Origin of the sequence: Roseateles hydrophilus (assembly GCF_026712245.1) — a bacterium.
GTDB lineage: Bacteria > Pseudomonadota > Gammaproteobacteria > Burkholderiales > Burkholderiaceae_C > Pelomonas > Pelomonas hydrophilus.
The window spans coordinates 1,458,858-1,484,274 of record NZ_JAPPUY010000001.1; the positions used below are offsets into that span (position 1 = coordinate 1,458,858).

General features: G+C 67.5%; 23 protein-coding genes. 15 read left to right on the forward strand and 8 right to left on the reverse strand.

Annotated elements, in window-relative coordinates; translation table 11 throughout:
* Positions 1 to 31 precede the first annotated feature (31 nt).
* The gene (locus NYO99_RS06505) at positions 32 to 394 is read right to left on the reverse strand and encodes an ArsC family reductase (protein ID WP_268166281.1); all 363 of its coding nucleotides are present in this window, start codon (positions 392 to 394) and stop codon (positions 32 to 34) included.
* Between the two features lie 24 nt (positions 395 to 418).
* On the opposite strand from NYO99_RS06505, the gene NYO99_RS06510 reads away from it, so the two are divergent.
* Positions 419 to 1,150, forward strand: a complete 732-nt coding sequence (locus NYO99_RS06510; RefSeq protein WP_268166282.1) for a leucyl/phenylalanyl-tRNA--protein transferase — start codon at positions 419 to 421, stop codon at positions 1,148 to 1,150.
* A complete protein-coding gene (locus tag NYO99_RS06515; protein ID WP_268166283.1) occupies positions 1,147 to 1,890 on the forward strand; it encodes an arginyltransferase in 744 nt (247 codons plus the stop codon). The genes NYO99_RS06510 and NYO99_RS06515 overlap by 4 nt, the downstream gene beginning before the upstream one ends.
* 10 nt (positions 1,891 to 1,900) lie before the next feature.
* Here the strand turns inward: NYO99_RS06515 and NYO99_RS06520 are convergent, their stop codons facing one another.
* Positions 1,901 to 3,163, reverse strand: coding sequence for a pyridoxal-dependent decarboxylase, exosortase A system-associated (locus NYO99_RS06520; RefSeq protein WP_268166284.1), 1,263 nt, complete (start codon positions 3,161 to 3,163; stop codon positions 1,901 to 1,903).
* Positions 3,160 to 4,749, reverse strand: coding sequence for an acyl-CoA ligase (AMP-forming), exosortase A system-associated (locus NYO99_RS06525; RefSeq protein ID WP_268166285.1), 1,590 nt, complete (start codon positions 4,747 to 4,749; stop codon positions 3,160 to 3,162). The genes NYO99_RS06520 and NYO99_RS06525 overlap by 4 nt, the downstream gene beginning before the upstream one ends.
* Before the next feature lie 122 nt (positions 4,750 to 4,871).
* Between NYO99_RS06525 and NYO99_RS06530 the strand changes: the two genes are divergently transcribed.
* The 13 genes from NYO99_RS06530 to wecB all read left to right on the forward strand — a co-directional run bounded on the left by NYO99_RS06530 (position 4,872) and on the right by wecB (position 19,396).
* Positions 4,872 to 5,129 (forward strand): acyl carrier protein, encoded by a 258-nt coding sequence (locus tag NYO99_RS06530; protein ID WP_268166286.1) that lies wholly within the window; start codon positions 4,872 to 4,874, stop codon positions 5,127 to 5,129.
* On the forward strand, positions 5,126 to 5,929 hold the full coding sequence (locus NYO99_RS06535; protein WP_268166287.1) for a hydrolase 2, exosortase A system-associated: 804 nt from the start codon (positions 5,126 to 5,128) through the stop codon (positions 5,927 to 5,929). Before NYO99_RS06530 ends, NYO99_RS06535 begins: the two co-directional genes overlap by 4 nt.
* The gene (locus NYO99_RS06540) at positions 5,926 to 6,813 is read left to right on the forward strand and encodes a hydrolase 1, exosortase A system-associated (protein ID WP_268166288.1); all 888 of its coding nucleotides are present in this window, start codon (positions 5,926 to 5,928) and stop codon (positions 6,811 to 6,813) included. The genes NYO99_RS06535 and NYO99_RS06540 overlap by 4 nt, the downstream gene beginning before the upstream one ends.
* Entirely contained in the window at positions 6,810 to 7,475 is a 666-nt protein-coding gene (locus NYO99_RS06545; protein WP_268166289.1) for a hypothetical protein, read from the forward strand. Before NYO99_RS06540 ends, NYO99_RS06545 begins: the two co-directional genes overlap by 4 nt.
* Positions 7,402 to 8,775 (forward strand): glycosyltransferase, encoded by a 1,374-nt coding sequence (locus tag NYO99_RS06550; RefSeq protein ID WP_268166290.1) that lies wholly within the window; start codon positions 7,402 to 7,404, stop codon positions 8,773 to 8,775. Before NYO99_RS06545 ends, NYO99_RS06550 begins: the two co-directional genes overlap by 74 nt.
* Entirely contained in the window at positions 8,772 to 9,719 is a 948-nt protein-coding gene (locus NYO99_RS06555) for a glycosyltransferase family 2 protein (protein ID WP_268166291.1), read from the forward strand. Before NYO99_RS06550 ends, NYO99_RS06555 begins: the two co-directional genes overlap by 4 nt.
* Positions 9,716 to 10,906, forward strand: a complete 1,191-nt coding sequence (locus NYO99_RS06560) for a glycosyltransferase (RefSeq protein ID WP_268166292.1) — start codon at positions 9,716 to 9,718, stop codon at positions 10,904 to 10,906. Before NYO99_RS06555 ends, NYO99_RS06560 begins: the two co-directional genes overlap by 4 nt.
* 17 nt (positions 10,907 to 10,923) lie before the next feature.
* Positions 10,924 to 11,979 (forward strand): glycosyltransferase, encoded by a 1,056-nt coding sequence (locus tag NYO99_RS06565; RefSeq protein WP_268166293.1) that lies wholly within the window; start codon positions 10,924 to 10,926, stop codon positions 11,977 to 11,979.
* 2 nt (positions 11,980 to 11,981) lie between these two features.
* Positions 11,982 to 13,859, forward strand: coding sequence for an asparagine synthase (glutamine-hydrolyzing) (gene asnB, locus NYO99_RS06570; protein WP_268166294.1), 1,878 nt, complete (start codon positions 11,982 to 11,984; stop codon positions 13,857 to 13,859).
* A gap of 54 nt (positions 13,860 to 13,913) precedes the next feature.
* The gene (locus NYO99_RS06575; protein WP_268166295.1) at positions 13,914 to 15,374 is read left to right on the forward strand and encodes an oligosaccharide flippase family protein; all 1,461 of its coding nucleotides are present in this window, start codon (positions 13,914 to 13,916) and stop codon (positions 15,372 to 15,374) included.
* A gap of 91 nt (positions 15,375 to 15,465) precedes the next feature.
* Entirely contained in the window at positions 15,466 to 16,569 is a 1,104-nt protein-coding gene (locus NYO99_RS06580) for a GNAT family N-acetyltransferase (RefSeq protein ID WP_268166296.1), read from the forward strand.
* A 15-nt stretch (positions 16,570 to 16,584) separates the two neighbouring features.
* Complete coding sequence (locus NYO99_RS06585) at positions 16,585 to 18,261, forward strand: asparagine synthetase B family protein (protein WP_268166297.1); 1,677 nt, start codon at positions 16,585 to 16,587, stop codon at positions 18,259 to 18,261.
* 19 nt (positions 18,262 to 18,280) lie between these two features.
* Positions 18,281 to 19,396, forward strand: a complete 1,116-nt coding sequence (wecB, locus tag NYO99_RS06590) for a non-hydrolyzing UDP-N-acetylglucosamine 2-epimerase (RefSeq protein ID WP_268166298.1) — start codon at positions 18,281 to 18,283, stop codon at positions 19,394 to 19,396.
* Between the two features lie 4 nt (positions 19,397 to 19,400).
* Here wecB and NYO99_RS06595 read toward each other — a convergent pair whose 3' ends face one another.
* From NYO99_RS06595 to NYO99_RS06615, 5 genes are read right to left on the reverse strand one after another with little or no spacing between them, the layout of a single operon-like run.
* On the reverse strand, positions 19,401 to 20,360 hold the full coding sequence (locus tag NYO99_RS06595; RefSeq protein ID WP_268166299.1) for a polysaccharide deacetylase family protein: 960 nt from the start codon (positions 20,358 to 20,360) through the stop codon (positions 19,401 to 19,403).
* A complete protein-coding gene (locus NYO99_RS06600; RefSeq protein WP_268166300.1) occupies positions 20,357 to 21,676 on the reverse strand; it encodes a putative O-glycosylation ligase, exosortase A system-associated in 1,320 nt (439 codons plus the stop codon). Before NYO99_RS06600 ends, NYO99_RS06595 begins: the two co-directional genes overlap by 4 nt.
* Entirely contained in the window at positions 21,669 to 22,865 is a 1,197-nt protein-coding gene (locus NYO99_RS06605; RefSeq protein WP_268166476.1) for a glycosyltransferase family 4 protein, read from the reverse strand. The genes NYO99_RS06600 and NYO99_RS06605 overlap by 8 nt, the downstream gene beginning before the upstream one ends.
* 5 nt (positions 22,866 to 22,870) lie before the next feature.
* Positions 22,871 to 24,085, reverse strand: coding sequence for a glycosyltransferase family 4 protein (locus NYO99_RS06610; RefSeq protein WP_268166301.1), 1,215 nt, complete (start codon positions 24,083 to 24,085; stop codon positions 22,871 to 22,873).
* On the reverse strand, positions 24,082 to 25,398 hold the full coding sequence (locus NYO99_RS06615; RefSeq protein ID WP_268166302.1) for a nucleotide sugar dehydrogenase: 1,317 nt from the start codon (positions 25,396 to 25,398) through the stop codon (positions 24,082 to 24,084). The genes NYO99_RS06610 and NYO99_RS06615 overlap by 4 nt, the downstream gene beginning before the upstream one ends.
* Positions 25,399 to 25,417 lie beyond the last annotated feature (19 nt).

A 25,417-nucleotide genomic window follows, 5' to 3' on the forward strand; every position in this document is an offset into this window, starting at 1 on the left:
CGGCATCGACCGGGGCGGGGTGAGGATGGATCTACTTTGGTGCGCCCGACGCACCTTGTTCGAACATGGACGCACTGAATCCGAGCGTCCAGCGCCCGTCTGCCCAGTGCACCACGGGGCGCTTGATGACGCTGGGCTCGGCCAGCATCAGCGCCGTCGCCGCCGCGTCATCGACTACCGCGGCCTTGACGGCGTCGTCCAGCTTGCGCCAAGTAGTGCCGGCGCGGTTAACGAGCTTGTCGCGCCCGAAGGCCGCGAGCCAGGCCGGCAGCAGCTCGGCCGGCACGCCCTGCTTCTTGAAGTCGTGGAAGGCGACTTCCAGGCCGTGTTCGGCCAGCCAGACGCGGGCCTTCTTGACGGTGTCGCAGTTGGGGATGCCATAAACGGTGATCATGGCGGCGACCGTACCATGGCCGGCATGATTGACTGGCTCGACGACGCCTCGCTGGACTTCCCGCCCACCACCCGCGCGCTGGGGCCCGACACCGACGCCCCCGGCCTGCTGGCCGCCGGCGGCACGCTGACGCCGCAGCGCCTGGCGGCCGCCTACCGGCGCGGCATCTTCCCCTGGTATGGCCCCGGCCAGCCGCCGCTGTGGTGGGCGCCCGACCCGCGCATGGTGCTGAAGACGGCGGACTTCAAGCTGTCGCGCTCGCTGCGCAAGACGGTGCAACGCTTCATCGCCACGCCCGGCTGCGAGATCCGCGTGGACTTCAATCGCGCCGCCGTGCTGCAAGCATGCGCCGAGACGCCGCGCGATGGCCAGAACGGCACCTGGATCGTGCCCGAGCTGCAGGCGGCCTACCTGGCCTGGCCGGCGCTGCACAGCGTCGAGACCTGGATGGACGGCGAACTCGTCGGCGGCCTCTACGGCGTCAACCTCGGGCGCATGTTCTATGGCGAGTCCATGTTCATGCGCCGCACCGACGCCTCCAAGATCGCGCTGTGCGCGCTGATCTGCCTGTGCCGCGAGGCCGGCATCCCGTGGATAGATTGCCAGCAGAACACCGGCCATCTGGCCTCGCTCGGCGGCGCTGAAGTGCCGCGCTCGGCTTTCGAGGCCCACCTGGCCGCCCATGTCGACCAGCCCCGCCCCACGGCCTGGACCTATCATCCCGACCACTGGCACCGGCTTTTCGACCCTTCGTGACCCACCCCAAAGAACTGCCCCTCGCGCAGATCCAGTTCTACGCCACGGCGGCCTACCCGTGCAGCTATGTGCCGGGCCGCCAGGCGCGCTCGCAGGTGGCCACACCCAGCCACCTGATTCACGCCGACGCCTACTCCAACCTCGTCGCCACCGGCTTTCGCCGCAGCGGCCTGTTCACCTACCGGCCGTATTGCGACCAGTGCCGCGCCTGCGTGCCGCTGCGTGTGCCGGTTGACCGCTTCGAGCCCAACCGCTCCCAACGCCGCGCCTGGAAGGCGCACAGCCCGCTGCAGGCCAAGGTCATGCGGCTGGGCTACTCACCGGAGCATTACGCGCTGTACCTGCGCTACCAGGCCGGCCGTCACAGCGGCGGTGGCATGGACCACGACAGCGTCGACCAGTACACCCAGTTCCTGCTGCAAAGCCGCATCAACTCGCGGCTGGTGGAGTTCCGCGAGCCCCTGCCCGACGGCCAATCCGGTCCCGGGCCGCTGCGCATGGTGTCCATCCTGGACATCCTCAACGACGGCATCTCGGCGGTCTACACCTTCTACGACCCCGACATCGACGCCAGCTACGGCACCTACGGCGTGCTGTGGCAGATTCAGCAGGCCAAGGAGCTGAAGCTCAGCCATGTCTACCTGGGCTACTGGATCGCCGAGAGCCCCAAGATGGCCTACAAGTCCGGTTTCCTGCCGCACCAGATTCTGCAGAACGGCAGCTGGATCGACGTGAGTTGACGCGGCCGCGTCAGACCAGCACCTCGACGCAGCCGGGGTGGCCCAGGAAGCCCTCAGGGCTCGCGCTGCGCCCATAGGCACCGCTCTGGTAGACGACGGCCAGATCGCCGATCTCGCCCTTGGCCATGTCCATGCGGTCGGCCAGCAGGTCCAGCGGCGTGCACAGCGGGCCGACGACGCTGGCAGCTTCGGTCACCGTCTCGCGCCGGCCTTGCGGCTCGACCGACGCCGGGTAGTTCTTGCGCAGCACCTGGCCGAAGTTGCCGGACGCCGACAGATGATGGTGCAGGCCACCATCGGCCACCAGGAACACCTGGCCGCGCGACAGCTTGCGGTCGACGATGCGGCTCACGTAGACGCCCGCCTCGCCGACGAAGTAGCGCCCCAGCTCGATGACCAGCTTGGCGGCCGGCAGATCGGTCTTGGCGCGCGCCTGCAGCGCGGTGAGGTTGTCGGCGATGGGCGCCAGGTCCAGCCGCGTCTCGCCCGGGAAATACGGGATGCCGAAGCCGCCACCCAGGTTCAGGAACTTGACCGGCGCAGGCGCCGCCTCGGCCAGTCGCAGCGCCAGTTCGTAGCTCTTGAGCTGCGCCTCGCAAATGGCCTCGGCTTTCAGGTTTTGCGAGCCGGCGAACAGGTGGAAGCCTTCGAAGGCCAGACCATCGCCGCTCAGCCGACCGACCTCGGCCAGCACCTCGGGCAGCGCCTCGGCGTCGATGCCGAACTGCTTGGGGCCGCCACTCATGCGCATGCCCGAGCCCTTGAGCTCGAAGTCCGGGTTCACGCGCAGCGCGACGCGCGCCGGCAGCCCCAGCCGCTGCGACGCGCGCGCCAGCGGCGCCAACTCACGCGCCGATTCCACGTTGACCAGCACGCCAGCAGCAACCGCCTGGCCCAGCTCGATGTCGCGCTTGCCGGGGCCGGCGAAGCTGATCTCGTGCGGGTCCGCGCCAGCATTCAGCGCCACCTGCAGCTCACCGGCCGAGGCCACGTCGATGCCGTCCACCAGCCCGGCCATCAGCTGCACCAGCGCCGGCATGGGGTTGGCCTTCATCGCGTAATGCAGCTCGATGCCCTGCGGCAGCGCCGCGCGCAGCTCGGCCACGCGCGCCTGCAACAGGCCACGGTCATAGGCGTAGAACGGCGTTTGGCCGACGCGCTCGGCCAACACCGACAGCCGCTGGCCGCCGACGAGCAGCTCGCCAGCGGCATCACGGGAGAACAGGACGGGCGCGTGTTCCAGCGCGCGCTTGGGGGCAATGGGTTCGCTCATGCGGCGTTTCGTTCTAGCCAGTCAGTCGACAGCGTCTTGCGGTCGATCTTGCCGTTGGGGTTGCGCGGCAGCGGGCCGCTGCGCGGGTCGATGCCGTGCGGCACCATGTAGGCCGGCATGCGCGCCTTGCAGGCGGCGATCAGCGCGGTGAGGTCCAGCTCGGCGGCGCCGTCGGGCGGCGTTGCGATGACCTGGATGCTCTGGCCCAGTGTGTCGTGATGAACGCCGAAGGCCACGCATTCGCCGACCAGGCCGGTCGCGTACAGCACCTCCTCGACCTCGGTCGGGCTCACGCGGTAGCCCGAGGTCTTCATCATCTCGTCGCGGCGGCCGACGAAGTACAGGAAGCCTTCGGCATCGCGCTTGACCGTGTCGCCGGAGAACACGGCGAACTCAGGCAGCTGCAGGCCGCCTTCACGCCCGCCGACGCCGACGGGCAAGGGCTTGTAGCGCTCGGCCGTCTTCTCGGCGTCGTTCCAGTAGCCCAGGCCCACCAGCGCGCCGCGGTGCACCAGTTCGCCCGGCTCGTCGGGCGCGCATTCGCTGCCATCCTCGCGCAACACGAGGATCTCGGCGTTCGGAATGGCCTTGCCGATGGAGTCGGGCCGGCGGTCCACTTCCTCGGGCGGCAGGTAGGTGGAGCGGAAGGCCTCGGTCAGCCCGTACATCAGGAAGGGCTTGGCCGACGGCGCCCTGGCGCGCAGCAGATCCAGCGTCGCCCGCGGCATGCGGCCGCCGGTGTTGGCGAAGTAGCGCAGGTGCTGGTCGATGGCGGCCGGCCATTCCAGCTGCGTCAGCTGGATGTAGAGCGGTGGCACGGCAGTCAGGCCGGTGACGTGCTCGCGCTCCATCGCCTTCAGCACATCCTTGGGCAGCAGGTAGTTCAGCAGCACGACGCGCGCGCCGCTGTGGAAGGCGGTGGTGAGCTGGCTGAAGCCGGCGTCGAAGGACAGCGGCAGCGCCGCCAGCAGCGTGTCGCTGGCGCGGTTCTCCAGATAGCTCGCCACGCTCTTGCCGCCGGCCACCATGTTACGGTGGGACAGCACCACGCCCTTGGGCCGGCCGGTCGAGCCGGACGTGTAGAGGATGGCCGTCATGTCCGTGTCGATGACGCGGTGGCCGGTGCGGGCGGGCGACGCCAGCAGCGCAGCCCAGTCGTGCACTGGCACCGGTGCGGAACCCGCACCGCTGGTCAACACCACATGGCGCAGCGACGGGCATTGCGTGAGCACCTCGCCCAACTGCGCCAGCCGCTCCGGCGACGTGACGAGCACGCGAACATCGCAGTCACGCAGGATGAAGCCCACCTGATCGGGCTTGAGCAAGGGGTTCAGCGGCACGAAGACCCCGCCTGCGGCCGGCGCGCCAAAGCTGGCCACGACCGTCTCGAAGCGCTTCTCCAAGTAGATCGCCACCCGCTCGCCACGCCCGACGCCAAGGCCCACCAGGCCGCTGGCAAACCCGGCAACGGCTGCGCCCAGTGCGGCGTAGCTCAGCGTGGCGCCGCCATAGGTCAGCGCCGGGGCATCGGGCGAGCGCTCGGCAGCGACGGACACCAACTCATGAAGCAGCGTGGATTCAGGCATGGACGGGGGGCAGATCAGAGTGAAAAAAGTATCGCACGCGCCCCCGAGCACAAGGGGTGAACGCCCCGGGCGCCAGGAGTGGCGCGGCTAAACTGCGCGGCTGCTTTTTTGGACCTCCCAGAATGGATAACGCCCAGGTGCTCGGCCATGTGCTGAGGCTTCTCGATGACGTGCTCAGCCTGAACGGCCGCGCCCAGACCTTCACCCGCGACACGGCGCTGCTGGGCGCACTGCCCGAGTTGGACTCCATGGCCGTGGTCAGCCTGATCGCCGGCTTGGAGGAGCAACTGGGCCTGGTCGTTGACGATGACGACATTGATGGCGACACCTTTGCCACCGTGGGCTCGCTGGCCGACTTTGTTGCGGCCCGACTGGGTTGACCACCCGGCCTGACGTCTTCTTCCTGCCCGCCGCGAACGGCGAGCAGCGGCTGTGCCTGTTCCACGCGCCAGCCGGCGCGCCGCGCAGCCGCATTCTCTATCTGCACCCTTTTGCGGAAGAGATGAACAAGTCGCGCCGCATGGTGGCCCTCACCTGCCGCGCGCTCGCCGCGGCCGGACATGCCGTGCTGCAGATCGACCTGCGTGGCTGTGGCGATTCGTCGGCCGACTTCGGCGACGCGAGCTGGGCCGACTGGCAAGACGATGTTCGCCTGGGCCTCGCCGAACTTGACCGGCGTGTGCCCGCCGGCCCGCTGTGGCTGTGGAGCCTGCGCGCTGGTGCGTTGCTCGCAGCCGCCGACTGGGGCCGCCCGGTGAACCACCTGTTCTGGCAGCCCATGGCCAGTGGCAAGCTGATGCTGCAGCAGTTCCTGAGGCTGAAGCTGGCGGCCGAGATGGCTGGCGGCGCGAGCAAGGGCCTGATGGAACAGCTGAAAGGCGAGTTGGCCGCCGGCCGCAGCGTCGAGGTGGCGGGCTACGTGCTCGGCGCCTCGCTGGCGAATGGGCTGGCATCGGCCACGCTTGCACCATCCGGCCCGCCAGGTCGGCTGGCGTGGCTGGAGTTGAGCAACCGCGAGGACGCGACGCTGATGCCAGCCAGTGAGCAGGCGGTCACCAAGTGGCGTGACGCGGGCTGGGCAACGCAAGCGCTGGTCGTGCCCGGCCCCGGCTTCTGGGCCACCACCGAGATCGAGATTGCGCCTGCCCTGATCGAACGCACCCTGGAGGCCGTGGCATGAAGGAGCAGGTGCTGAACTTCCCCTGCGAGGGCGAGCACCTGGTGGGCATCCTGGCCGAGCCCGAGCCACACGATTGCCCCGCAGCAGACGTCGGCGTGCTCATCATCGTCGGCGGCCCGCAATACCGCGCCGGCAGCCACCGGCAGTTCACGTTGCTGGCGCGTCACCTCGCGAGCCAAGGCTTCACAACCATGAGGTTCGACTACCGGGGCATGGGGGACAGCGATGGGGATGCGCGCGATTTCCTACAGATTCCCGCGGACATCGACGCTGCAATCGGCGCGCTGATGGCGGCGCGACCAGGGCTGCGCCGGGTTGTGCTGTGGGGCCTGTGCGATGCGGCCTCGGCAGCACTGCTGTACGCACGCGAGCACGCAGACCCGCGCGTCGCCGGGCTGGCGCTGGCCAACCCTTGGGTCCGATCGGCCCATACGCTGGCGGCCACCCATGTCAAGCACTACTACGGCCGCCGCGTGCTGCAACGTGACTTCTGGCTCAAGCTGCTGCGCGGCGGCGTTGGCGCGGCCGCGCTGACCGGCGCCATTCGCAACCTGATGCTGACACTGCGTCGCGCTGGCGCCGCGCCGGCCCTGAGCTTCCAGGCCCGGATGGCCGCCTGTCTGACCCAGCCCCCCGTGCCAATGCTGCTGCTGATCAGCAGCGAAGACTTGACGGCCAGAGAGTTCAGCGACATGTTCCCGCCTGCCCGGCTTGGGAGCGACGATATCGCCCTCATCGACCGACAGTCGATCCAGGGGGCTGACCACACGTTCTCCCAGGCCCTACACCACCGCACTGTGTTCGCCCTGACCGTAGGCTTCCTCGGCCGGTTAGCTACTGGGCCAGTCACGCCCCAAAGACTCGCTGAAGGACGCCCCCAATGAAGTCCCGCGCACGACTCGCTCTTGCGACGCTGCTGACCAGCCTGGGAACCGCCGCGGCTGCGCAACCCGCGTGCCCGCAGTTCACGTTCGTCAAGCAGGCAGGTGCGTTCGGCCCGGAGGACTACCGCGGCCACCGACAGAAAGCCTTGGTGGAGGACTTCCATTTCACAGCCGACGTCGAGAATTTGCGGCGCGGCAAATCCGGCACAGTCGGCAGTGACATCGCCTACACGCTGTCGGTGTTTCCGAATCACCCCCGCGCGCTGATCGCCGCGGATCGCTACGCCCAAAAAGAGAAGGCAGTGATACCGGAGGGCCTCAAGTACACGCCCGAGTGCTACTACGAGCGTGCGCTGCAGTTCCGCCCAGACGATCACCCTGTTCGCCTGCTCTACGCGCTGCTGCTGCTCCGCAACAAGCAGACCGAACTTGCCCTGCAGCACGCGAGCTATGTCGAGACAAACTCGCTGGACAACCCGTTCACGCAACACAACGTCGGGCTGATCTACCTGGACATGGGGCAGATCGACAAGGCGGTGGAGGCGGCCCGGCGCGCCTATGAACTCGGCGCACCACAGCCTTTGCTGCGTGAACGCCTGCAAGCCATGGGACGCTGGCCCGAGCCCACAGCAACGCCCCCCGGAGCGAGCGCACCGCAATGATGAACATCACGCCCAGCATGCAGAAAGCAGCGACATGAGTGCACGCCGTCGCGTCCTGATGATTGCCTACCACTTCCCGCCTGTGGCGGGGAGCAGCGGAATCCAGCGCACCTTGCGCTTCGTGCAGCAGTTGCCTGACTTCGGCTGGGAACCCGTGGTACTGACAGTGAACCCGATGGCGTACGAGCGCACCTCGGACGAGTTGATGGCCGCCGTGCCGCCATCAGTCCACGTTGAGCGCGCCTGGTGCCTGGACACTGCCCGCCATCTGGCCCCCTTCGGCCGCTATCCCGGTGCACTGGCGCGACCGGACCGCTGGATGAGTTGGAAGTTTGATGGCGTGCGCCGCGGCCAAAAGCTCATCGAACGCTTCCGGCCAGACGTCATCTGGTCGACCTATCCGATCGCGACGGCACACAGCATCGGGCGCGCGCTGCAGTCCAGTTCCGGCTTGCCCTGGGTGGCGGACTTCCGTGATCCGATGGCCCAGCCGGACTATCCGACCGACCCACGGACGCGCCAGCAGTTCGAGGCCATCGAAGCCGCGACGCTGGCCCAGGCCACGCGCAGCGTGTTCGTCACGCCCAGCGCTGCAGCGCATTACCGAAAGAAGTACCCGTCCGCGGCAGCACGCGTGGAGCTCATCGAGAACGGCTACGACGAAGAAAGCTTCACCTCGCTGCCGCCACAAGCCCTGGCTGCCACCACGAGCGACTGCATCACATTGCTGCACAGCGGCATCGTCTATCCGTCGGAGCGCGATCCCACGCAACTCTTCGAAGCCCTTCGCCGCATGGTGGACGAAGCAGGCCTGCAGCCTGGCCAACTGAAGTTGCGCTTCCGCGCTGCCGTGCACGATGACTTGCTGCACGCACTGGCTGCGCGCTATGACGTAGCCGCCTTTGTCGAGATGCTGCCGCCCGTCGGCTACCGTGAGGCGCTCGCCGAGATGCAGGCGGTCGACGGCCTGCTCGTGCTGCAGGCCGCCAACTGCAATCAGCAGATCCCAGCGAAGCTGTACGAGTACCTGCGCTGCCACAAGCCCATCGTCGGGCTGACCGATCCGCAGGGGGACACCGCTGCACTGCTGCGGCAGGCAAACGGGCCACTGGTCTGCCCGCTGGATGACGCGGGCGCCATCGCGGCGCTGCTGCAGCGCTTCGTGAACTCGGCGGACGCCCGCAAGGCAGCCGCACCGGACCCGGCCTTCGTCCGCTCGGTGTCGCGCCACGCCCGCGCGCAGGAACTGGCCCGGCTACTCGACAGCGTCGCCACCGTCGGCGGAGCGCGCCGCGCATGACGCTGACCGTTCTGTTCGCCTCGCACAACGGCGCGGGCACCTTGCCCGCGATGCTGCAAGCCTTCAAATCAGTCATCGTCCCGGAGGCCTGCGAGCTACAGATCATCGCCGTCGACAACGACAGCAGCGACAACACGCATGCGCTGTTGCAAGCAGCCAGCGCCGAGTTGCCGCTGACGGTGCTGCAGCACCGGGCGCGGGGCAAGAACCGCGCCCTCAACGCCGGTCTGGCGCTTGCGCGGGGCGAACTGATCGTCTTCACTGACGACGACGTGTTGCCGGACCCGAACTGGCTGGTCGAACTTCACCGCAGCGCGCTGGCCCACACCGAGTTCGATATTTTCGGCGGCCACATCCTGCCGCACTGGCCCAGCCCGCCACCACGCTGGGTGTTGGAGAAAACGCCGCTCGGCGTCACCTTCGGTCTGACAGATCCACAGATGCCGGCTGGCGACGTGTTCCCCGGCCTGATTTGGGGTGCCAACATGATGGTGCGGCGAACGGTGTTTGATGCGGGCATGCGCTTCAACGAACAGATCGGCCCAAGCGCCGGCCAGTACGTGATGGGCAGCGAGACCGAATTCAACCTGCGGGCACATGCGCAGGGCCGCCGCTGCTGGTTCGAGCCGCGCGCGGCCGTACAGCACATCATTCGCCCCAAGCAACTGGATCCCCAGTGGGTGATACAGCGCGCCTACCGCTTTGGCCGCAATGCCTGGAACCAACAGGCCGGCAACGGCGACGGCACACCGACCTTCCTCGGCATGCCGCGCTGGCGCTTCCGTTCCTTCATCGATCATCGGCTGAAGGCGCTGCGGCTGCGTGGCACGGACGAGGCCTTCGTCCATGAGTGGGAACTCGCCTTCCTGCGCGGCTTCTTCGCGCAATGGTGGCAGACGCGTCGCGCCGATGCCCGCGCGCCAGCGGCCGGCGGTTCACGATGACGCAAGGCCGCGTCCTGTTGACGTGCTTGTCTGGCCAGCTTGGCGGCATGGAGCTGCGACTGGCCGACGAGGCGCGCCACCTGCGCTCGCATGGTCTGGAGGCACCGCTGGCGCCCTCCCCATTCCCCGGGCGAGACGCTTGGCTGCAGCGGCTTCGGGCCGAGGGGCTGCAAAGCGCTGAGTTCGCCCCCCCACCCTTCTTTGAAGAGTGGCGTCACCGCCACCTGAACTGGCTGTGGGCCCGACTGCGCCATGTTGGCGCGTTGAAGCGCCTCGCGCCCGACCTGGTCCATGTCGCGTTCGCCTGGACGCACACCGGTGGATCCCGTCTGTGGCTGGCCCATCGCGCGGGCATTCCGTCCGTCATCAGTGTGCACAACACCTTCCCGCTGGAGCCGCTCAGCCCCTGGGCCGCCCGACTGGCGCGAGAGGCCTTCCGCAGCGTGCGCGGCATCTATGGTGTCTCCCACAGTGCGCTGGCGGCATTCCAAGCCAACTACGGCGATTTCATCGTGCCCGGCACGGTTCAAACCGTCGTGCACAACTTCGTCGACACGCAGCGCTTCGTGCCCTCGACCGACGACCGCAAGGCATTGCGCGCCCGACTGGGCTTGGCTGAACACGCACTGTTGATCGGGTCAGTGGCCCGCATCGACGAGCAGAAGGAGCCCCTGACGGTGCTGCGCTGCTTTCATGCCACCGTCAATGCCCTGCCAAATGCCCACCTCCTCTACGTGGGCAGTGGCCCGCTTGAAGCGGCATTGCAGCGCGAAGTCAGCCAGCTCGGCCTGGCGGGACGGGTACACCACCTGCCTTTCACGCCTGCGCCGGAACGCATCTATCCGGCACTGGACCTGCACCTGCTGCTCAGCCGTCAGGAAGGCTTCGGCATCTCCACCGTGGAAGCCATGGCCTGCGGCGTGCCGGTGATGTGCTCGGACGTCCCAGGCTCGCGCGATGTGCTGAAGACGGCAGGCACCGGGCAACTGGTGCCCTTCGACGACATCGCCGCGACCGCACAGGCCATCGTCACGCTGCTGAACGACCCGGCGCGCTGCGCCGCCGAGGGCGCGGCAGGCCGCCAGGCAGCACAGGCCAGCTTCAGCCGGGAGGTCTGGCAAGACCGCCTGGATGCGTTCTATGCCCAGACGATGGCCGGGCATTTCCCTCCCGCCCACCGAGCATGACCCCACTCCCCCCTGACATGGCGAACCAGCAACTGCGCATCGGGGCGATTTCCTACCCCTTCCTGTTCCAGACCATCGGCGGCCTGCAGATCCAGGTCTGGGAAACCGTGGCAGCCGTCCAGCGCCAAGGCCACGCCATGCGACTGGTGGATGTCAACCGCGACAACTTCGCCGACTTCGACCTCATCCACGTGTTCGCTGCCATCCACGGCACCGACATGATTGCGAAGCAGGCGCGTGACCTGGGCATTCCGGTCGTCATGTCGCCACTGGTTCGCCAGCACTGGACACGCAGCGTCGGCCGACGGGCCCGCTGGCTCGAGTCCCTGGTGGGCCGGCTCACCGGCTGGCATGTCACCACCAACTACCGACAGATCCACCGCGGCCTGCACCTGTCGCAACAGCTGATTGCACTGGGCCAGCAGGAAAAGGACGATCTGATCCAGTGCTTTGAGGTGCCTGCCGAGCGCGTGACCATCGTGCCCAACGGCATCCCGGGCCGCTACTTCCAGGCCACGCCCGACCTGGCCTGCGAGCGCTTCGGACTGCGCCCCGGCTACATCCTGTGCGTCGGCTCCATCGAGCCGCACAAGAACCAGTTGGGCCTGGCCCGTGCTGCACAGGGACTGGGGCTGGACATCATCTTCATCGGTCAATGCATGCCCGCGCACCAGGCCTACCTCGACGAAGTGCTGAAACTGCCGGGCACCCGCCACCTGGGCAGCATGAACTACGACGATCCCGCCCTGCCCTCGGCCTACGCCGCGGCAGGCGTGACGGCGCTTGTGAGTCAGCAGGAAGTCATGCCGCTGGTGACCCTGGAATCCCTGGCCACTGGCACGCCGGCACTGGTCACACGCAACCACTCGATGGGACTGAGCTTCCCCTCACCGTTGCTGCGCGAGGTGGACCCCAACAACGAATCGCAGATCCGGCAGCACCTGATCGACCTCACCCGCCAGCGGCCTGACGCACAGGCCTGCCGGCAGGCGGTGCGGCAGTTCTCATGGGATGCCGTGGCGCGTGATCTGATCGCGGTGTACGAAGACGTCATGACAAGGGAGCGGCGATAGCCATGTGTGGATTCGTTTTTCTGGCCCGCCGCAGCGCCGACTGGACCACCAGCCCGCCCCCGCTGCAGGCGATGCTCGACGCAATCGCCCGCCGAGGACCCGACGATTCGGGCACGTGGAGCGACCAGAACTTCCTGATGGGCTTTCGCCGCCTGTCCATTCTCGATCTGTCCGCGCACGGCCACCAGCCTATGGCCAGCCCGGACGGGCGCTACGTCATCACCTTCAACGGCGAGATCTACAACTACGTGGAACTGCGCCGCGAACTGCAGGCGCTGGGTCGGCGCTTCGTGTCTAGCGGCGACACCGAAGTGCTGCTGCAGGGCTACGCACAGTGGGGCCCCGCGGTGCTGGACAAGCTCAACGGCATGTGGGCCTTCGTCATCGTGGACCGCGAGACCGGCCGGGCCTTCGGCTCGCGCGACCGCCTGGGCATCAAGCCGCTCTACCTGCATGACAGCGGCCGCGAACTGATTGCGGCATCCGAGATCAAGGCCATCGTCGCCTCGGGCCGCTATCAGGTGCGTGCGGATCTGGGCGCCGCCGCTGACTACCTCGTCAGCGGTGCGCTGGACGACCGCGCCCGCACCATGTTCGACGGCATCGTGCCGCTGGCGGCCGGCCATGCCTTCGAGATCGATGCCACGGGCGCACTGCGCAGTTGGCCCTACTGGCAGCCACGCGACCGCGCGAGCGCGCCGCCCGTGGCACCGGTGGAAGCCTTTGCGGCGCTGTTTGAGGACGCCATCCGATTGCACATGCGCAGCGATGTGCCCGTCGCCGTCCATCTGTCGGGCGGACTCGATTCCACCAGCATCGCCTGCGCCGCAGCACGCGTGCGCGCTGAGACTGGCGCGCAGGACCCGCTCTACGCGTTCTCGTACAACGACAAGGACTACGACGAGACCCGCTTCATCGACGACACGCTGGCTCAAACCGGCGCACGCAAGATCGCGCTGCAGACCGACGCGCAACGGATCTGGCAGGACCTGCCCCACGTCATTGCGGCACAGGACGAGCCCGTGCACTCGCTGACACCCGTGGTGGGCTACCAGCTGATGCAGCTCACGGCTGAGCATGGCATCCGCGTCGTGCTCAATGGCCAGGGCGCCGACGAGGTGTTGGGCGGCTACCCCAGCTACTTCCGCGACCGCTGGGTCAGCGAGCTGCTGGACCATGGCCCATTGCGCGCATGGCGCGAAGTTCGGCGCTTTGCGCAGGCCAAGGGTCAAGGCGCACTGGGCTTGTTCCACGGACTGCTGCGGCACACGCTGCAGTCCAGCCTGCGCCGCAGTGCGGCCTACCGGCGCGTCGCGCAGCGCAACTTCCAACGCCGCACACAGGCACTCGCCTGGCTTTCACCCGACCTCGCGCGGCATGCCATTGGGCACCCGGACTACGCCTCACCGCGCCTGGAGCAGGTGCTGATTCGGTCGATGCAGCAAGACCCGCTGCCGCTGTACCTGCGGGTGGAAGACCGCAACTCCATGGCGCATTCAGTGGAAGGCCGCGTCCCCTTCCTGGACCACCGCTTGGTGGAAATGTCGCTGTCACTGGAAGCGGACTGGAAATTGTCCGGCGACCTGAACAAGCACTTGCTGCGCCAGGCCATGACTGGGCGCATTCCCGCCTCGGTGCTGGAGCGGCGTGAGAAGTTCGGCTTTCCGACCTCGTCGGCGCGGTGGCTGCAGGGCGTGCTGCATGACCCAGCGCGCGACATGATTGCCTCGCTGCCCACCGAGGAGTCGCTGGGGCTTCGCAAGCCGGCGCTGCTGGCCCTGCTGGAGGCCCATCGGCAGCGCCGCGGCGATCACAGCACCGAGCTGGTTCGCGCGCTGCAGTGGATCATCTGGTCACGCCAGCAGGGGCTTGCGGGCTGAGTCTGCACAAGACAACCGCTTGCATCCCACACACCCATCCCGACGCCTCCCACCATGGCCACCGTGCAGCGTTCGCTGTTCATCGTCTTCCTGGAACGCTACGCGCTGACCGCCCTCCAGTTGGTGGCCTACGTGCTGCTGGCTCGACTGCTGAGCCCCAACGAGGTGGGCATCTATGCAACGCTGGCGGCCATGCTGGCCATCGTCCAGGTGGTGCGCGACTTCGGCGTCGGCACCTACGTCATCCAGCATCCGCGGCTGGACGATGACGTCTCCCGTCAGGCGCTGGGCGTCACCTACGCCATTGCCCTGACGCTGTTTCTTGGCGTCAACGCCGCAGCGAGCAGCATTGCCGGCTTCTATGACACGCCCGACATCGCGCTCATCCTGCGCGTGATGTCGCTGAACCTGCTGATCTACCCTTTCAACTCCATCAGCACCGCCCTGCTCCGCCGCGAGTTGCAGTTCGGCGCCATTGCCAAGGCGAATGTGAGCGCTGCTGTCATCGGCACCAGCGTCACATTGCTGCTGGCGTGGCGGGGCCATGGGCCTGTCAGCCTGGCGCTGGGCGAGCTCGCGTCATCGCTGGTCGCGATGGCGATGTTGATCCATGCGCGCGGCTGGCTCACCCCCGCGCTGCCCGGGCGGGCGCGATGCCGCGAGATTCTCGACATCGGTGGCTCCACGACGCTCGCGGGGATCGTCACGTCGGTGTCCATGAACATCAACGACATCGTGACGGGCAAGCTGCTGGACTTCACCCAGGTCGGCATCGCAAGCCGGGCCATGGGGTTGATGAACCTGTTCCATCGCGACGTGATGGGCAGCATCCGATCCGTCACCTTCCCCGTTTTCGCGCGCACGTGGCGCGAAGGCCAGGATCTGGAAGCGCAGTACCTCCGAACCCTGACCCTGACCTGCGCCGTCGCATGGCCGTTCTATGGCACGGTGGCACTGTTTCCGCTCGAGGTGCTACGGCTGATGTTCGGCCCGCAGTGGGACGCTGCCGGGGAATTGGTCCCGTTCTATTGCCTGGCAGGTGCAGTGAGCGTGCTCAGCAGCTATGTACCCAGCCTGATGCAGGCCTGTGGCCATGCCCGCCTCGCGGCCATCGCGGATCTCATCATCCAGCCTGTGCGGGCCATGTTGTTGGCCGGCTTGCTGTGGCACTGGCGCGCGTTGCTGCCGCTCGCCATCGGCTATCTGGCCATGGCTGTCGTGGCCGTGCCGTATTTCTACGGTTTCAAACAGCGCTGCCTGCCCACCGACATCCCGCGACTGGCGCGAGAGATCGCCCGCAACCTTGTGCTCGCCTTCCTGTGCCTGCTACCCGCCGGCCTCGTGATCACTTGGCTACGCCCGCCGGGCGGTGCACTCGCACTGCCCTTGTGGCTGGGCTGCTGCGCACTCATCGTGCTGGCCTGGCTCGTCGGTCTACGCCTGCTCCGCCACCCCATGCACGGCGAAATCCAGAAGTTCATCGCTCGCCGCCGCCCGGCCGCTGCGGCTTCATGAACGCCGTCCACACACCCGTTGCGCCAGCCACCACCGCGACCGGCGCGTATGGAGGCTCCCGCTGCCCGCACGACCTGAACCTGCCCCTGCCATGACCGTCGGCTCCGCACAGATCGACACCTTCCACCGCGTGCAGGATCTACCCGACGATGCCCGGGCCCTGATGGCGCTTGCCGAACAGCGCCACATCGAGTTTGGCGCCGACTGGCATGCCAACCTGCTTGAGCAGGTCTACGCACTCGAGCCACAGCAGCACACCGTGGCACTCCACGTGCTCCGTCGCGACGGCCGCACCCTCGCAGTACTGCCCACGGTGCTTCACGTTGGCAGCATGGGCAAGGAACTCAGCGCGCTGTCAAACTTCTACACGGCCATCTACGCACCTGCCTTGGCCACCGGCACGAGCGCGCAAGACCTGGCCCCCCTGGTTACTGCCGTGCGAAAGCTGTCCCGAGCCGCCACATACCGCTTTTCTCCGATGGACCCGGCCTCACACGAGTTCGCGATCCTCAAACAGGCGCTCCAGCTGGCAGGGCTGAGCACCCACGCGTTCTTCGCCTTCGGCAACTGGTTCCAGCCTGTCACGCAGACCTGGGCTGACTACCTCCAAGACCGCAGCAGCCAGGTGCGCAACACGATCAAGCGCAACGCCAAGAAGTTCGCGACGGCCGGAGGGCGGCTGGAGATCATCACCGGCGGCGATGCCTTGGAGGCCGGCCTCGCCGCTTACCAACAGGTGTATGGGCGCAGTTGGAAAGTCCCCGAGCCCTACCCCGGTTTTATCCCGGGACTCATCCGCCTATGCGCTCGACGCGGCTGGCTGCGGTTGGGGCTGGCCTGGCTGGGTGACAAACCAGTCGCCGCACAGATCTGGATTGTGGCCAACCGGCGTGCCGACATCTACAAGCTGGCCTACGACGAGGAACACAAGGCGCTCGCCCCGGGCACACTGTTGACCGCTGCGTTGATGGAACGCGCCATCGACACGGATCAGGTGCTCGAGATCGACTACCTGATCGGCGATGACCCGTACAAGGCCACCTGGATGAGCCAGCGCCGAGAGCGGCACGGCCTGATCGCCTACGACCCGCTGACGCTGCGCGGCCTGGCCGGCCTGGCGCGCCACCTCCTGGGCAAGGCCGTCAAACGGCTGCGCTCGCCAGCCCCTCCACCGGCAGACAATCACGCCGCCTGAGCCTCCTCACTGACGATGCAAGCCCACGACCTGCCACCCGATACGCCATTCGCCGCCGGCACCCCCCGCTTCAACGCGCCCGCAACCGATGCACTGGCGGCCTGGCAACAGGCCTACGCCAGCCGTGGCGCAGGCTGTGCAGCGGATGTCGGTGGCGAGTTCGCCGCGGCGCTGGATCTTCCGGGAGGCGGGACCTACTTGGCCGTCGACCGGTTCGCCGTGCACAGCCTGTGCTATGCGGTGCAGGACGGTCGCCTGCACTACGCGACGCGCGCCGACGTGCTGGCGCGGCGGCTGGGCATCCGCGAGTTGGACCCACAGGCGCTGTTCGACTACCTGTTCCACCATTGCATCCCGTCGCCACGCACGATCTACGCGGGAATCCACCGCCTCCCCCCTGCACACTACGCCCTGTTCGAGCAGGGCCAGCTGCGCGTGGCGCCTTACTGGACGCCACGCTTCGACGAACAGCCCGCACCCAACTTTGACTCGTTGCGCGACGAGTTCCGCGACATCCTGCGCGACGCGGTCAAGCAGCGGCTGACGGGTGACGGCAAGACGGCCTGCTTCCTGAGTGGCGGCACCGACAGCTCCACGGTGGCCGGCCTGCTGCGCGAAACCACGGGCCAGGCGCCGGCCAGCTACTCCATCGGCTTCGAGGCTGAGGGCTATGACGAGATGGCCTACGCCCGCATCGCGGCCAAGGCCTTCGGCGCCGACCACCATGAGTACTACGTGACGCCGGCCGACCTCGTGAAGGCGATTCCCGACGTCGCCGCGCACTACGACCAGCCCTTCGGCAACTCCTCCGCCGTGCCCGCCTTCTACTGCGCACGCAAGGCGCATGACGACGGCTACACGCGGATGCTGGCGGGCGACGGGGGCGACGAGCTGTTCGGCGGCAACGTGCGCTATGCCAAGGAGCGCGTGTTCCATGTCTACAGCCAGGTGCCGTCAACGCTGCGCGCTGGCGTGCTGAACCCGCTGTTCCTGAACCCGCTGACCGGCAACATCCCGCTGTTGAAAAAGGGCACCAGCTACATCCGCCAGGCACGCGTGCCCATGCCCGACCGCATGCAGAGCTACAACCTGCTGGACCGGCTGGGCCTGCGCGACGTGCTGACGCCAGGCTTCCTGGCCGCTGTGGACACGCAGGCACCACGCGAGCACCAGCGCGCCACCTGGGCCAGCGGACCGCAGCAGGCCAGCCTCGTCAACCAGATGCTGGCCTTCGACTGGCGCTACACGCTGGCGGAGAACGACCTGCCCAAGGTCGTCGGCACCACGGCGCTGGCCGGCGTGGACGTGAGCTTCCCGCTGCTTGACACACGCCTGCTGGATTTCTCTCTGAAACTGCCCACCGCCTACAAGCTCAAAGGCCTGAAGCTGCGCTGGTTCTTCAAGGAGGCGCTGCGCGGCTTCCTGCCCGACGAGATCCTGACCAAGAAGAAGCACGGCTTCGGTCTGCCCTTCGGCCCCTGGGCCGTCAAGGATGCTGCGCTCAATGCGCTGGCCGCCGAGTCGCTGCGAGGCGTGGCTGCCCGCGGCATCGTGCGCCCCGAGTTTGTCGAAAGCCTGCTGACCCGCCGCCTCAAGGAGCATGCAGGCTACTACGGCGAGATGGTGTGGATACTGATGATGCTTGAGCAGTGGCTGCGCAAGCATGCACCCGACTACCGAATCGCCGCCTGACCCTCACCGACGCCCGCCCATGTCCGACTCCCGACCCCTGATCCACCTGATCGCCGGCGCCCGGCCCAACTTCATGAAGATCGCGCCGCTGATGCGCGCCATCGCGGCGGATGGCCGGCTGCAGGCGCGCCTCATCCACACCGGGCAGCATTTCGACAAGGACATGAACGACGTGTTCTTCCAGGAGCTCGGCATCCCCACGCCCGACGTGCGCCTGAACTGCGGCGGCGGCACGCATGCGGAGCAGACCGGCAAGATCATGATGGCCTACGAGGCCTGCCTGACTGACGCCAAACCTGCCTGCTGCCTCGTCGTCGGTGACGTGAACTCGACGCTGGCCTGCGCCATCGTCGCCAAAAAGGCCGGTGTGCCGGTCGCCCACGTCGAAGCCGGCCTGCGCAGCGGCGATCGTGGCATGCCCGAGGAGATCAACCGGCTCGTGACGGATGCGATCACCGATTGGTTCTTCGTGACTGAGCCGTCGGGCCGCGCCCATCTGCTGCACGAGGGGCAGTCGCCCGAGGCCATCCACGACGTGGGCCACGTGATGGTGGATAACCTGCTCTACCAAGCGGCCAAGCTGGGGCAGCACTTCGACACCACCGCGCTGGAAAGCGACGCGCTGAAGCGCCAACTCGGTCGCTACGCGGTGGTCACGCTGCACCGGCCCAGCAACGTCGACGGCGAGGCCAATCTGCGACGCGCCGTGGGCGTCGTCAATGCACTGGCGGCCGATGTGAACATCGTGTTCCCGATGCACCCGCGCACCCGCAAGAACCTGGAGACGCTCGGACTCACGCTTGCTCCGACGGTGCACGTGCTCGGCCCGCAGCCCTACATGTCCTTCCTGCATCTCTGGAAGGACGCTGTCGTCGTGCTGACCGACAGCGGCGGCCTGCAGGAAGAAACGACCGCGCTGGGCGTGCCCTGCGTGACGATGCGGGAGAGCACCGAGCGACCAGTGACCGTGGACGAAGGCAGCAACGTGCTGGCCGGCACCGACCCGGAACACGTGCTGGCGGCCTGCCGCGAGGCACTCGCCGGGCGCGCCAAGGCGGGTCGTCGACCAGCGCTGTGGGACGGGCGCTCCTCCGAGCGCATCGTCGAGGCCCTGGTGGCTCGGCTGTCGGCCTGAGGGCTCAGCTGAACAGGTTGCGCGCGAGGCGCAGTCCGAAGCGCACCCGGCTGCGATCCCACGGCGTGAAGCGGGGAATCTGAAAGACGTCGTCCCCCTGCCGCGCGGCTGCCCAGCGGGTGGACACGGCAGCGTCAAACCCCAACTCGCGCACGATGCCCGGGTGGACGTCGGGCCGATAGTCCGTGCCTGGCTTGCCGTTGGGGTAGGCAAACAACCGCACCTTCTCGCCAAGCAACGCCTGCAATGCATCGCGGCTACGCGCGATCTCATCGGACGCCTGGTGGTTGTCCAACTTGGCCAAGATGGGATGACTGACGGTATGCGCGCCGATCTGCATACCCGCAGCCCGCAAGGCCCGCACCTGCGCACTGCTCATCATCAGGTCATCCGGCGGCACCACTTCAGCCCGCCGGGCAATCGCCTGAACGCATGCCAAGCGCGGCTCCGGCGGCAGGTACTTGACGCGTTCGATCAAACGGCCGAGTGCGGCGCGGCGGTCGTCGGTGCTGGCGAGGGCGTGCGATCCCAAATCATCGCCATGCGCGTCAACCAGCCCGCGCAGGTCTAACGTCGGCAAGGTGCTCAGGCGCACGGACTCGATCAAGGTGTCGTTCCACATGCGCCCACCATCCAGGAAGCCCGTCGCAACAAAGAAGCTGCAAGGCAGCCGATGACGGCGCAACAGCGGCAAGGCCACGTCGTGGTTGTCGGCGTAGCCATCGTCGAAGCTCAGCGCCGCGGCGCGCGCAGGCAGGCTACCTTCGTCCAGCCGACGGATGGCCTCGTCCAGGGGCAGCACGTTGAACCAGGCTTTGACCCAGCCCAGCAAGGCATCGAAGCGCGCCGCGTCCATCTCGTCGGGGAACAACGGGTCAGGCTGCGCAAGCACCCGGTGAAAGATGAGCACGCTCAGACGGCCCCGCGCGCCGGCGGGTGACAAGAGGCTGAAGGCTGGTTTCATGGCAACTGCGGCGCGCGCTTCTTCTTGGCGAAGCGCTTCTTGAGGAACTCGGGCCAGTGGATGACAGGCTCCTCCTTCTCGCGCAGCCACTCCTTGCGATCCAGCCAGCGCTTGCCGATGACGGTCAGGATCATGAGGTTGTACGGTAGGTCCCAGTAGCTCAGCGACAGGAAAGCCCCGCCAACGGCATAGCCGGCCAGGCTCACCTGCACCATGCCGCCCAAGTCCGACAGCCATTGCGTCTGCGGCTGAGCGACACCCTTCTTGCGCAGCGTGCCTGCGGTTCCCCACACGAAGCAGAACAGCGTCAGGAACAAGCCCAGACCAATGAAGCCGTGCTCACCCAACACCATGAAATAGATGCTGTGGGCAGCATGCACTCGCATGGGCTCCGGCGCATACATCGCGAAGATGGGCGCGGTGGACACCATGAAGCCGCCCCCAAACACCCGGTCCTTGGCCAGATTCCACGCCATGTGCCAAGCATTGATGCGCCCGAGGGCGGAATCGTCCTGCTCGTACGTCTTGATGGTGTTCATGCGGTCCCACCATTCCTGCGGCATGGCCGACAGCAAGCCCACTGCCAGCACCACCATCACGATGGCGCCCACGCCCTTGCTATTGCTGCGCCACCACAAGACGGAGGCCATCGCCGCCAGTGCCAGCAGCGCACCGCGCGAATGGCTCCCCAACGCCGCCATGGCCATGCACGCCATGCAGAACGTCATCGTCATCTTTGCCCACTTGGCTTGCATCTGCATCTGCAGGAAGCGCATCAACGGGATGGTGATGACGATCGCCAGCGCGATCTCGTTATTGCCCGCGATGTAGGTGTTGTCCGGCCCCCAGACTTTGTAGCTACCGCCAGTGGCCAAGGTGAACAAGCCCCCCTTGACGCCGTAGAAGCCAATCGAAACCACAAGAACCCAGGCGAGCAACATCGCGTGCCGCTTGCTGTGCAGCACCACGAGGGCGACCAGGATCATCAGGTCGATCTTCATGACCCGTGTCCACAACTCGTAGCTGTCGTCGAACAGGATGGAGAACGGCAAGGTGATGCACATCCACGCCATGAACAGCATCAGCGTGATGGTCTCGCGGCTGGTTGAGAAGTCGCGCCGATCCCGTGTGATCAACAGGCCAAGCAGCGACGCACCACCAACCGCCGCCGCCACCGGCAGCGAACGCACGGCCCAGCTGAGCTGGTGCGGGTTCATGATGCTGATCCAGGTCCAGCACATCAGGCCGATCCAAGGTCGCCTGAAGGCCTGCAGGCAGCACCAGCCGATGAGGCTCAGCAGGATCAGGTCACGCATGGGCCCGCAGCTCCTGAATCTGTTGGAACAACCGGAGCTGCCCCTCAGTCGTCGCCTGCCAGCTGAAGCCTTCGGCAAAACGGCGCGTCGCGCAGCGATCCGTGCCAGCCGCCAGCAAGGCCTCGATGGCATCGGCAAAGGCTTGCCCCGTGCGCTCTGCCACCAGGCGGCCGGCCTCCGGCGCAGCGACGACTTCAGGCGTACCCCAGATGTCGGTGGCCACCACAGGCGTGCCGCAGGCCATGGACTCCAGCAACACGTTGGCCCAGCCCTCGCGGCTGGAGCACAGCAGCAGCAGATCGGCGGCGCTGTACCACTTCAGCAATTCGGTGTTGGGCAATGCGCCGGTCAGGCGAACCTTGTCGGCCACGCCCAGGCGCTGCGCCAGCGCCTGCAGCGCGGTGCGCTCCTCGCCCTCGCCGATGATCACCAGCCGCGCCCCAGGCCGCTGCTGCGCGACGCGGGCCAGCGCCTCGATGGCGATGTGGTGCCCCTTGCGCTCGATCAGGTGCCCCACCGACAGCAGCAACGGCCGCCCATCCACGCCCAGTTCGGCCCGCATGGCGTCCTGCGGCAGCGGCCGAAAGCGCGCCAGGTCCACGCCGTTGCGCAGCGTGTGCAGCCGGGCCGGGTCATGCCCCCAGCCGCGCAGCACCTCCATCAGCGCCGCACACACGCCGATGGAGCCGGCGGCGCGCCGCGCGGCCCACTCGATCATGCGGCGTGGCATGGCGTACTGAGGAATCAGGTTCAGGTCGGTGCCGCGCGCCGTGATGGTCAACGGCCGCTTGAACCACTGCGACAACAGCGCCGCCGCCACGCCATCCGGGTAGTAGTAATGCGCGTCGATGAGGTCGAAATCGAAGCCCTCGTCGATGAGCTGCTGCACGGCTGCACGGGCGCCCAGTGCCAGCGTCAGCGGCGCACTGGTCATGCCGATCTTGGGTGCCAGCAGATAGCGCGGATGCAGCACATCCAAGCCGTTGCGCTGTTCGCGCCGCGGGGTGGCAGCAAACTTCGCGTACTCGCCCCAGCGTGGGTCCGTCGACGGGAACCAGGGCACGGGCGCCACGACGCGGGATTCGACCTGCCCGCTCTTGAGCAATTCACGCAGCCGCGTCTCAACGAAGATGCCGTGCCCGGGCCGCACGCTGCTCGGGAACAGCGTGGAGAACGTGAGGACCTTCAGCGTCTTCACGCGGCGGCCTCCACGGCCTCGGCGAGGATGCGGCCAAACACCTCGGCAGCGACGCGGTGCCCGAAGCGCGCCTCCACCAGCTCGCGCGCTGCTTGCGACAGGCGCAGCCGCAGCGCGCCGTCAGCCAGCAACCGCAGCGTGGCCTCGGCCAGCGCCTCGGCGCCATCAGCACGCAGGAAGTGAATGCCGTCATCGACATCCAGCCCTTCCATGCCAATCGCCGTGGAGACGACCGGCAGCCCCATGGCCATGGCCTCGAAGGCCTTGATGCGCGTGCCGCCGCCGACGCGCAGCGGGATGACGAAGGCCTGCGCGTCGCGGGCGTGGTCACGCACGTCGTCCACGAAGCCGGTGAAGCGCACGCCCGGCACCTGGCGCTGTACCAGCGACGCCGGCGGGTTCTTGCCGACGACGCGCAGCTGCGCATTCGGCACCTGCGCACGCACGCGCGGCCACACGTCCTCGATGTAGAAACGGATGCCGTCGACATTGGCTTCCCAGTCCATCGAGCCCGTGAAGACGACCACGGGCGCGCCATCCGCAGGCGCCTGCCAGGAGAAGAAGTCGAGGTCCACACCGGTCGGGATGGCGCGTGCCGTGGCGAGCCCGTCGGCCGCGAACGTCTTCGCGTCGCGTTCGGACACGGCGACCACACGCGTGAAGCGCGCCAGCGCCTCGCGCTCGAAGCGCCGCATCTTGGCCGCCTGCGAGGCCCACAGCCAGCGCAGCGGCGCGCTCGCGGCCGTCTTCGCATGGCGCTCGAAAATCTCGGCCTCCACGTTGTGCGTGAAGCAGACCGTCGCACCGTTGAGCTGCTCAGGACGCAGCACGGCGGCGTGGACGAAGTCGAACACGACCACGTCGAAGCGCTCGGCCGCCAGCAGTTGCTCGACGGCCGCGACGGCAGCCGGCGTGCGGTCGGCCACCACGTTGATGGGCAGCGAGGACAGCAGGTCCGGCGCGCGCTGCCAGCGCGGGCGCGGCGGGCTGGGTGCCCAGCCGACGAAGCGATGGCATTGCTGATCCAACTCGCCCTGCCAGTCGCGCTGCTGCTGACCGGAAGCCGGCGACAGCAGCGTGATGTCGAACTGCCCGCTTTCCTTCAGGCCGCGCAGGATGTTGCCCGTGCGGATCTTGCCGCCCGCATCGGCCGGGAACAGGAAGACCGGCGAGATGAAGGCGAGCTTCAGGCGGCGCTCGGGCTGGCTCACCAGCAGATGCCCTCGTATTCGGCGAAGCCGGCATCGCGCAGGTCGGCGTAGCCGTTCAGGTCGACGACCCGCGCGCCCTTGGCCAGCGCGATGATGCGCTGGCGCGTCTCGGCGTCCGCATGGCCCACGACGACGATCTCGGCCCGCGCCAGCACCGCGTCGGGCGTCTCGTGCAGCAGCTTGTCGAGGTGGGGGATCTCGCGGTCGATGTATTCCTTGTTCTTGCCCAGCAGCCGCGCGATCTTGACGAACTTGTCGTAGATGGCGAGGTCGAAGCCCTTGCCGAGCAGCTTCTCGGCCAGCACCACCAGCGGCGAGTCACGCAGGTCGTCGGTGCCGGGCTTGAAGGCCAGGCCGAACAGCGCGACGGGCTTGCGGCCGTTGGCGGCGATGAGGTCAAAGGCACGGCCGATGTGGGCGTCGTTGCTGGTCAGCAGCGAGCCCAGCACGGGGATGTCCACGCCTTGCTCGCGGGCGATGGTCAGGAAGCCCTTGACCTCCTTGGGCAGGCAGGAGCCGCCGAAGGCGAAGCCGGGGCGCAGGTAGGCCTTGGAGATGTTGAGCTGCTTGTCCTCGCAGAACAGCGCCAGCACGTCGCGCGAGTCCAGGCCCGCTTCCTTCAGCACGGCGCCGGCCTCGTTGGCGAAGACGATCTTCAGCGCGTGGAAGACGTTGCACAGGTACTTGACCGACTCGGCCACGCCGACGTCAGCCGCGACGAAGCTGCCGGGCACCCCGGTGTAGAGGCGCTTCATGACGTCGACGCCGGCCTCGTCCAGGCTGCCAACGATGGTCTGCGGCGGGTTATGGAAGTCGGCCACCGATGAACCTTCGCGCAGGAACTCGGGGTTGAACACCAGGCTCAGACGGTCGCCGATCTTGCGGCCTGCAGCCTGCTCCAGCAGCGGTGCGATGCGCGCGCGCGTCGTGCCCGGCGCCACGGTGCTGCGGATGACCAGCGTGTGGTGGCCGTCCTTCTTGGCGATCTCGGCACCGATCTGGCCGACGACGGCGTCCAGCGCGGTCAGGTCGGGCATGTAGTTGGGCAGTGACGGCGTGGCCACCGAGATCAGCGACACCTCGGTGCCCTGCACGGCGGCGGCCACGTCATTCGTCGCCGTCAGCTTGCCGGCCTTGACGGCGGCGCCGATCAGCTCCTCGATGCCCTCCTCCACCACGGGCGACTGGCCCGAGGCAATCAGCTGGACCTTGAGCGGGTTGATGTCCACGCCGATCACGTCGTGGCCCAACTCGGGCAGGCAGGCGCATGACACGGCGCCCACATAGCCCAGACCGAAAACAGAAACCTTCATCTTGTTGTCCTTGTCGATA

Excerpts from the sequence above, each read along its gene's own strand:
- NYO99_RS06600 (WP_268166300.1), bottom strand. The coding sequence starts at position 21,676 with ATGCGTGACCTGATCCTGCTGAGCCTCATCGGCTGGTGCTGCCTGCAG.
- NYO99_RS06560 (WP_268166292.1), top strand. The coding sequence starts at position 9,716 with ATGACGCAAGGCCGCGTCCTGTTGACGTGCTTGTCTGGCCAGCTTGGC.
- NYO99_RS06545 (WP_268166289.1), top strand. The coding sequence starts at position 6,810 with ATGAAGTCCCGCGCACGACTCGCTCTTGCGACGCTGCTGACCAGCCTG.
- NYO99_RS06505 (WP_268166281.1), bottom strand. The coding sequence starts at position 394 with ATGATCACCGTTTATGGCATCCCCAACTGCGACACCGTCAAGAAGGCC.
- NYO99_RS06510 (WP_268166282.1), top strand. The coding sequence starts at position 419 with ATGATTGACTGGCTCGACGACGCCTCGCTGGACTTCCCGCCCACCACC.
- asnB (WP_268166294.1), top strand. The coding sequence starts at position 11,982 with ATGTGTGGATTCGTTTTTCTGGCCCGCCGCAGCGCCGACTGGACCACC.
- NYO99_RS06575 (WP_268166295.1), top strand. The coding sequence starts at position 13,914 with ATGGCCACCGTGCAGCGTTCGCTGTTCATCGTCTTCCTGGAACGCTAC.
- NYO99_RS06565 (WP_268166293.1), top strand. The coding sequence starts at position 10,924 with ATGGCGAACCAGCAACTGCGCATCGGGGCGATTTCCTACCCCTTCCTG.
- wecB (WP_268166298.1), top strand. The coding sequence starts at position 18,281 with ATGTCCGACTCCCGACCCCTGATCCACCTGATCGCCGGCGCCCGGCCC.
- NYO99_RS06580 (WP_268166296.1), top strand. The coding sequence starts at position 15,466 with ATGACCGTCGGCTCCGCACAGATCGACACCTTCCACCGCGTGCAGGAT.
- NYO99_RS06585 (WP_268166297.1), top strand. The coding sequence starts at position 16,585 with ATGCAAGCCCACGACCTGCCACCCGATACGCCATTCGCCGCCGGCACC.
- NYO99_RS06615 (WP_268166302.1), bottom strand. The coding sequence starts at position 25,398 with ATGAAGGTTTCTGTTTTCGGTCTGGGCTATGTGGGCGCCGTGTCATGC.
- NYO99_RS06525 (WP_268166285.1), bottom strand. The coding sequence starts at position 4,749 with ATGCCTGAATCCACGCTGCTTCATGAGTTGGTGTCCGTCGCTGCCGAG.
- NYO99_RS06595 (WP_268166299.1), bottom strand. The coding sequence starts at position 20,360 with ATGAAACCAGCCTTCAGCCTCTTGTCACCCGCCGGCGCGCGGGGCCGT.
- NYO99_RS06555 (WP_268166291.1), top strand. The coding sequence starts at position 8,772 with ATGACGCTGACCGTTCTGTTCGCCTCGCACAACGGCGCGGGCACCTTG.
- NYO99_RS06530 (WP_268166286.1), top strand. The coding sequence starts at position 4,872 with ATGGATAACGCCCAGGTGCTCGGCCATGTGCTGAGGCTTCTCGATGAC.
- NYO99_RS06520 (WP_268166284.1), bottom strand. The coding sequence starts at position 3,163 with ATGAGCGAACCCATTGCCCCCAAGCGCGCGCTGGAACACGCGCCCGTC.
- NYO99_RS06540 (WP_268166288.1), top strand. The coding sequence starts at position 5,926 with ATGAAGGAGCAGGTGCTGAACTTCCCCTGCGAGGGCGAGCACCTGGTG.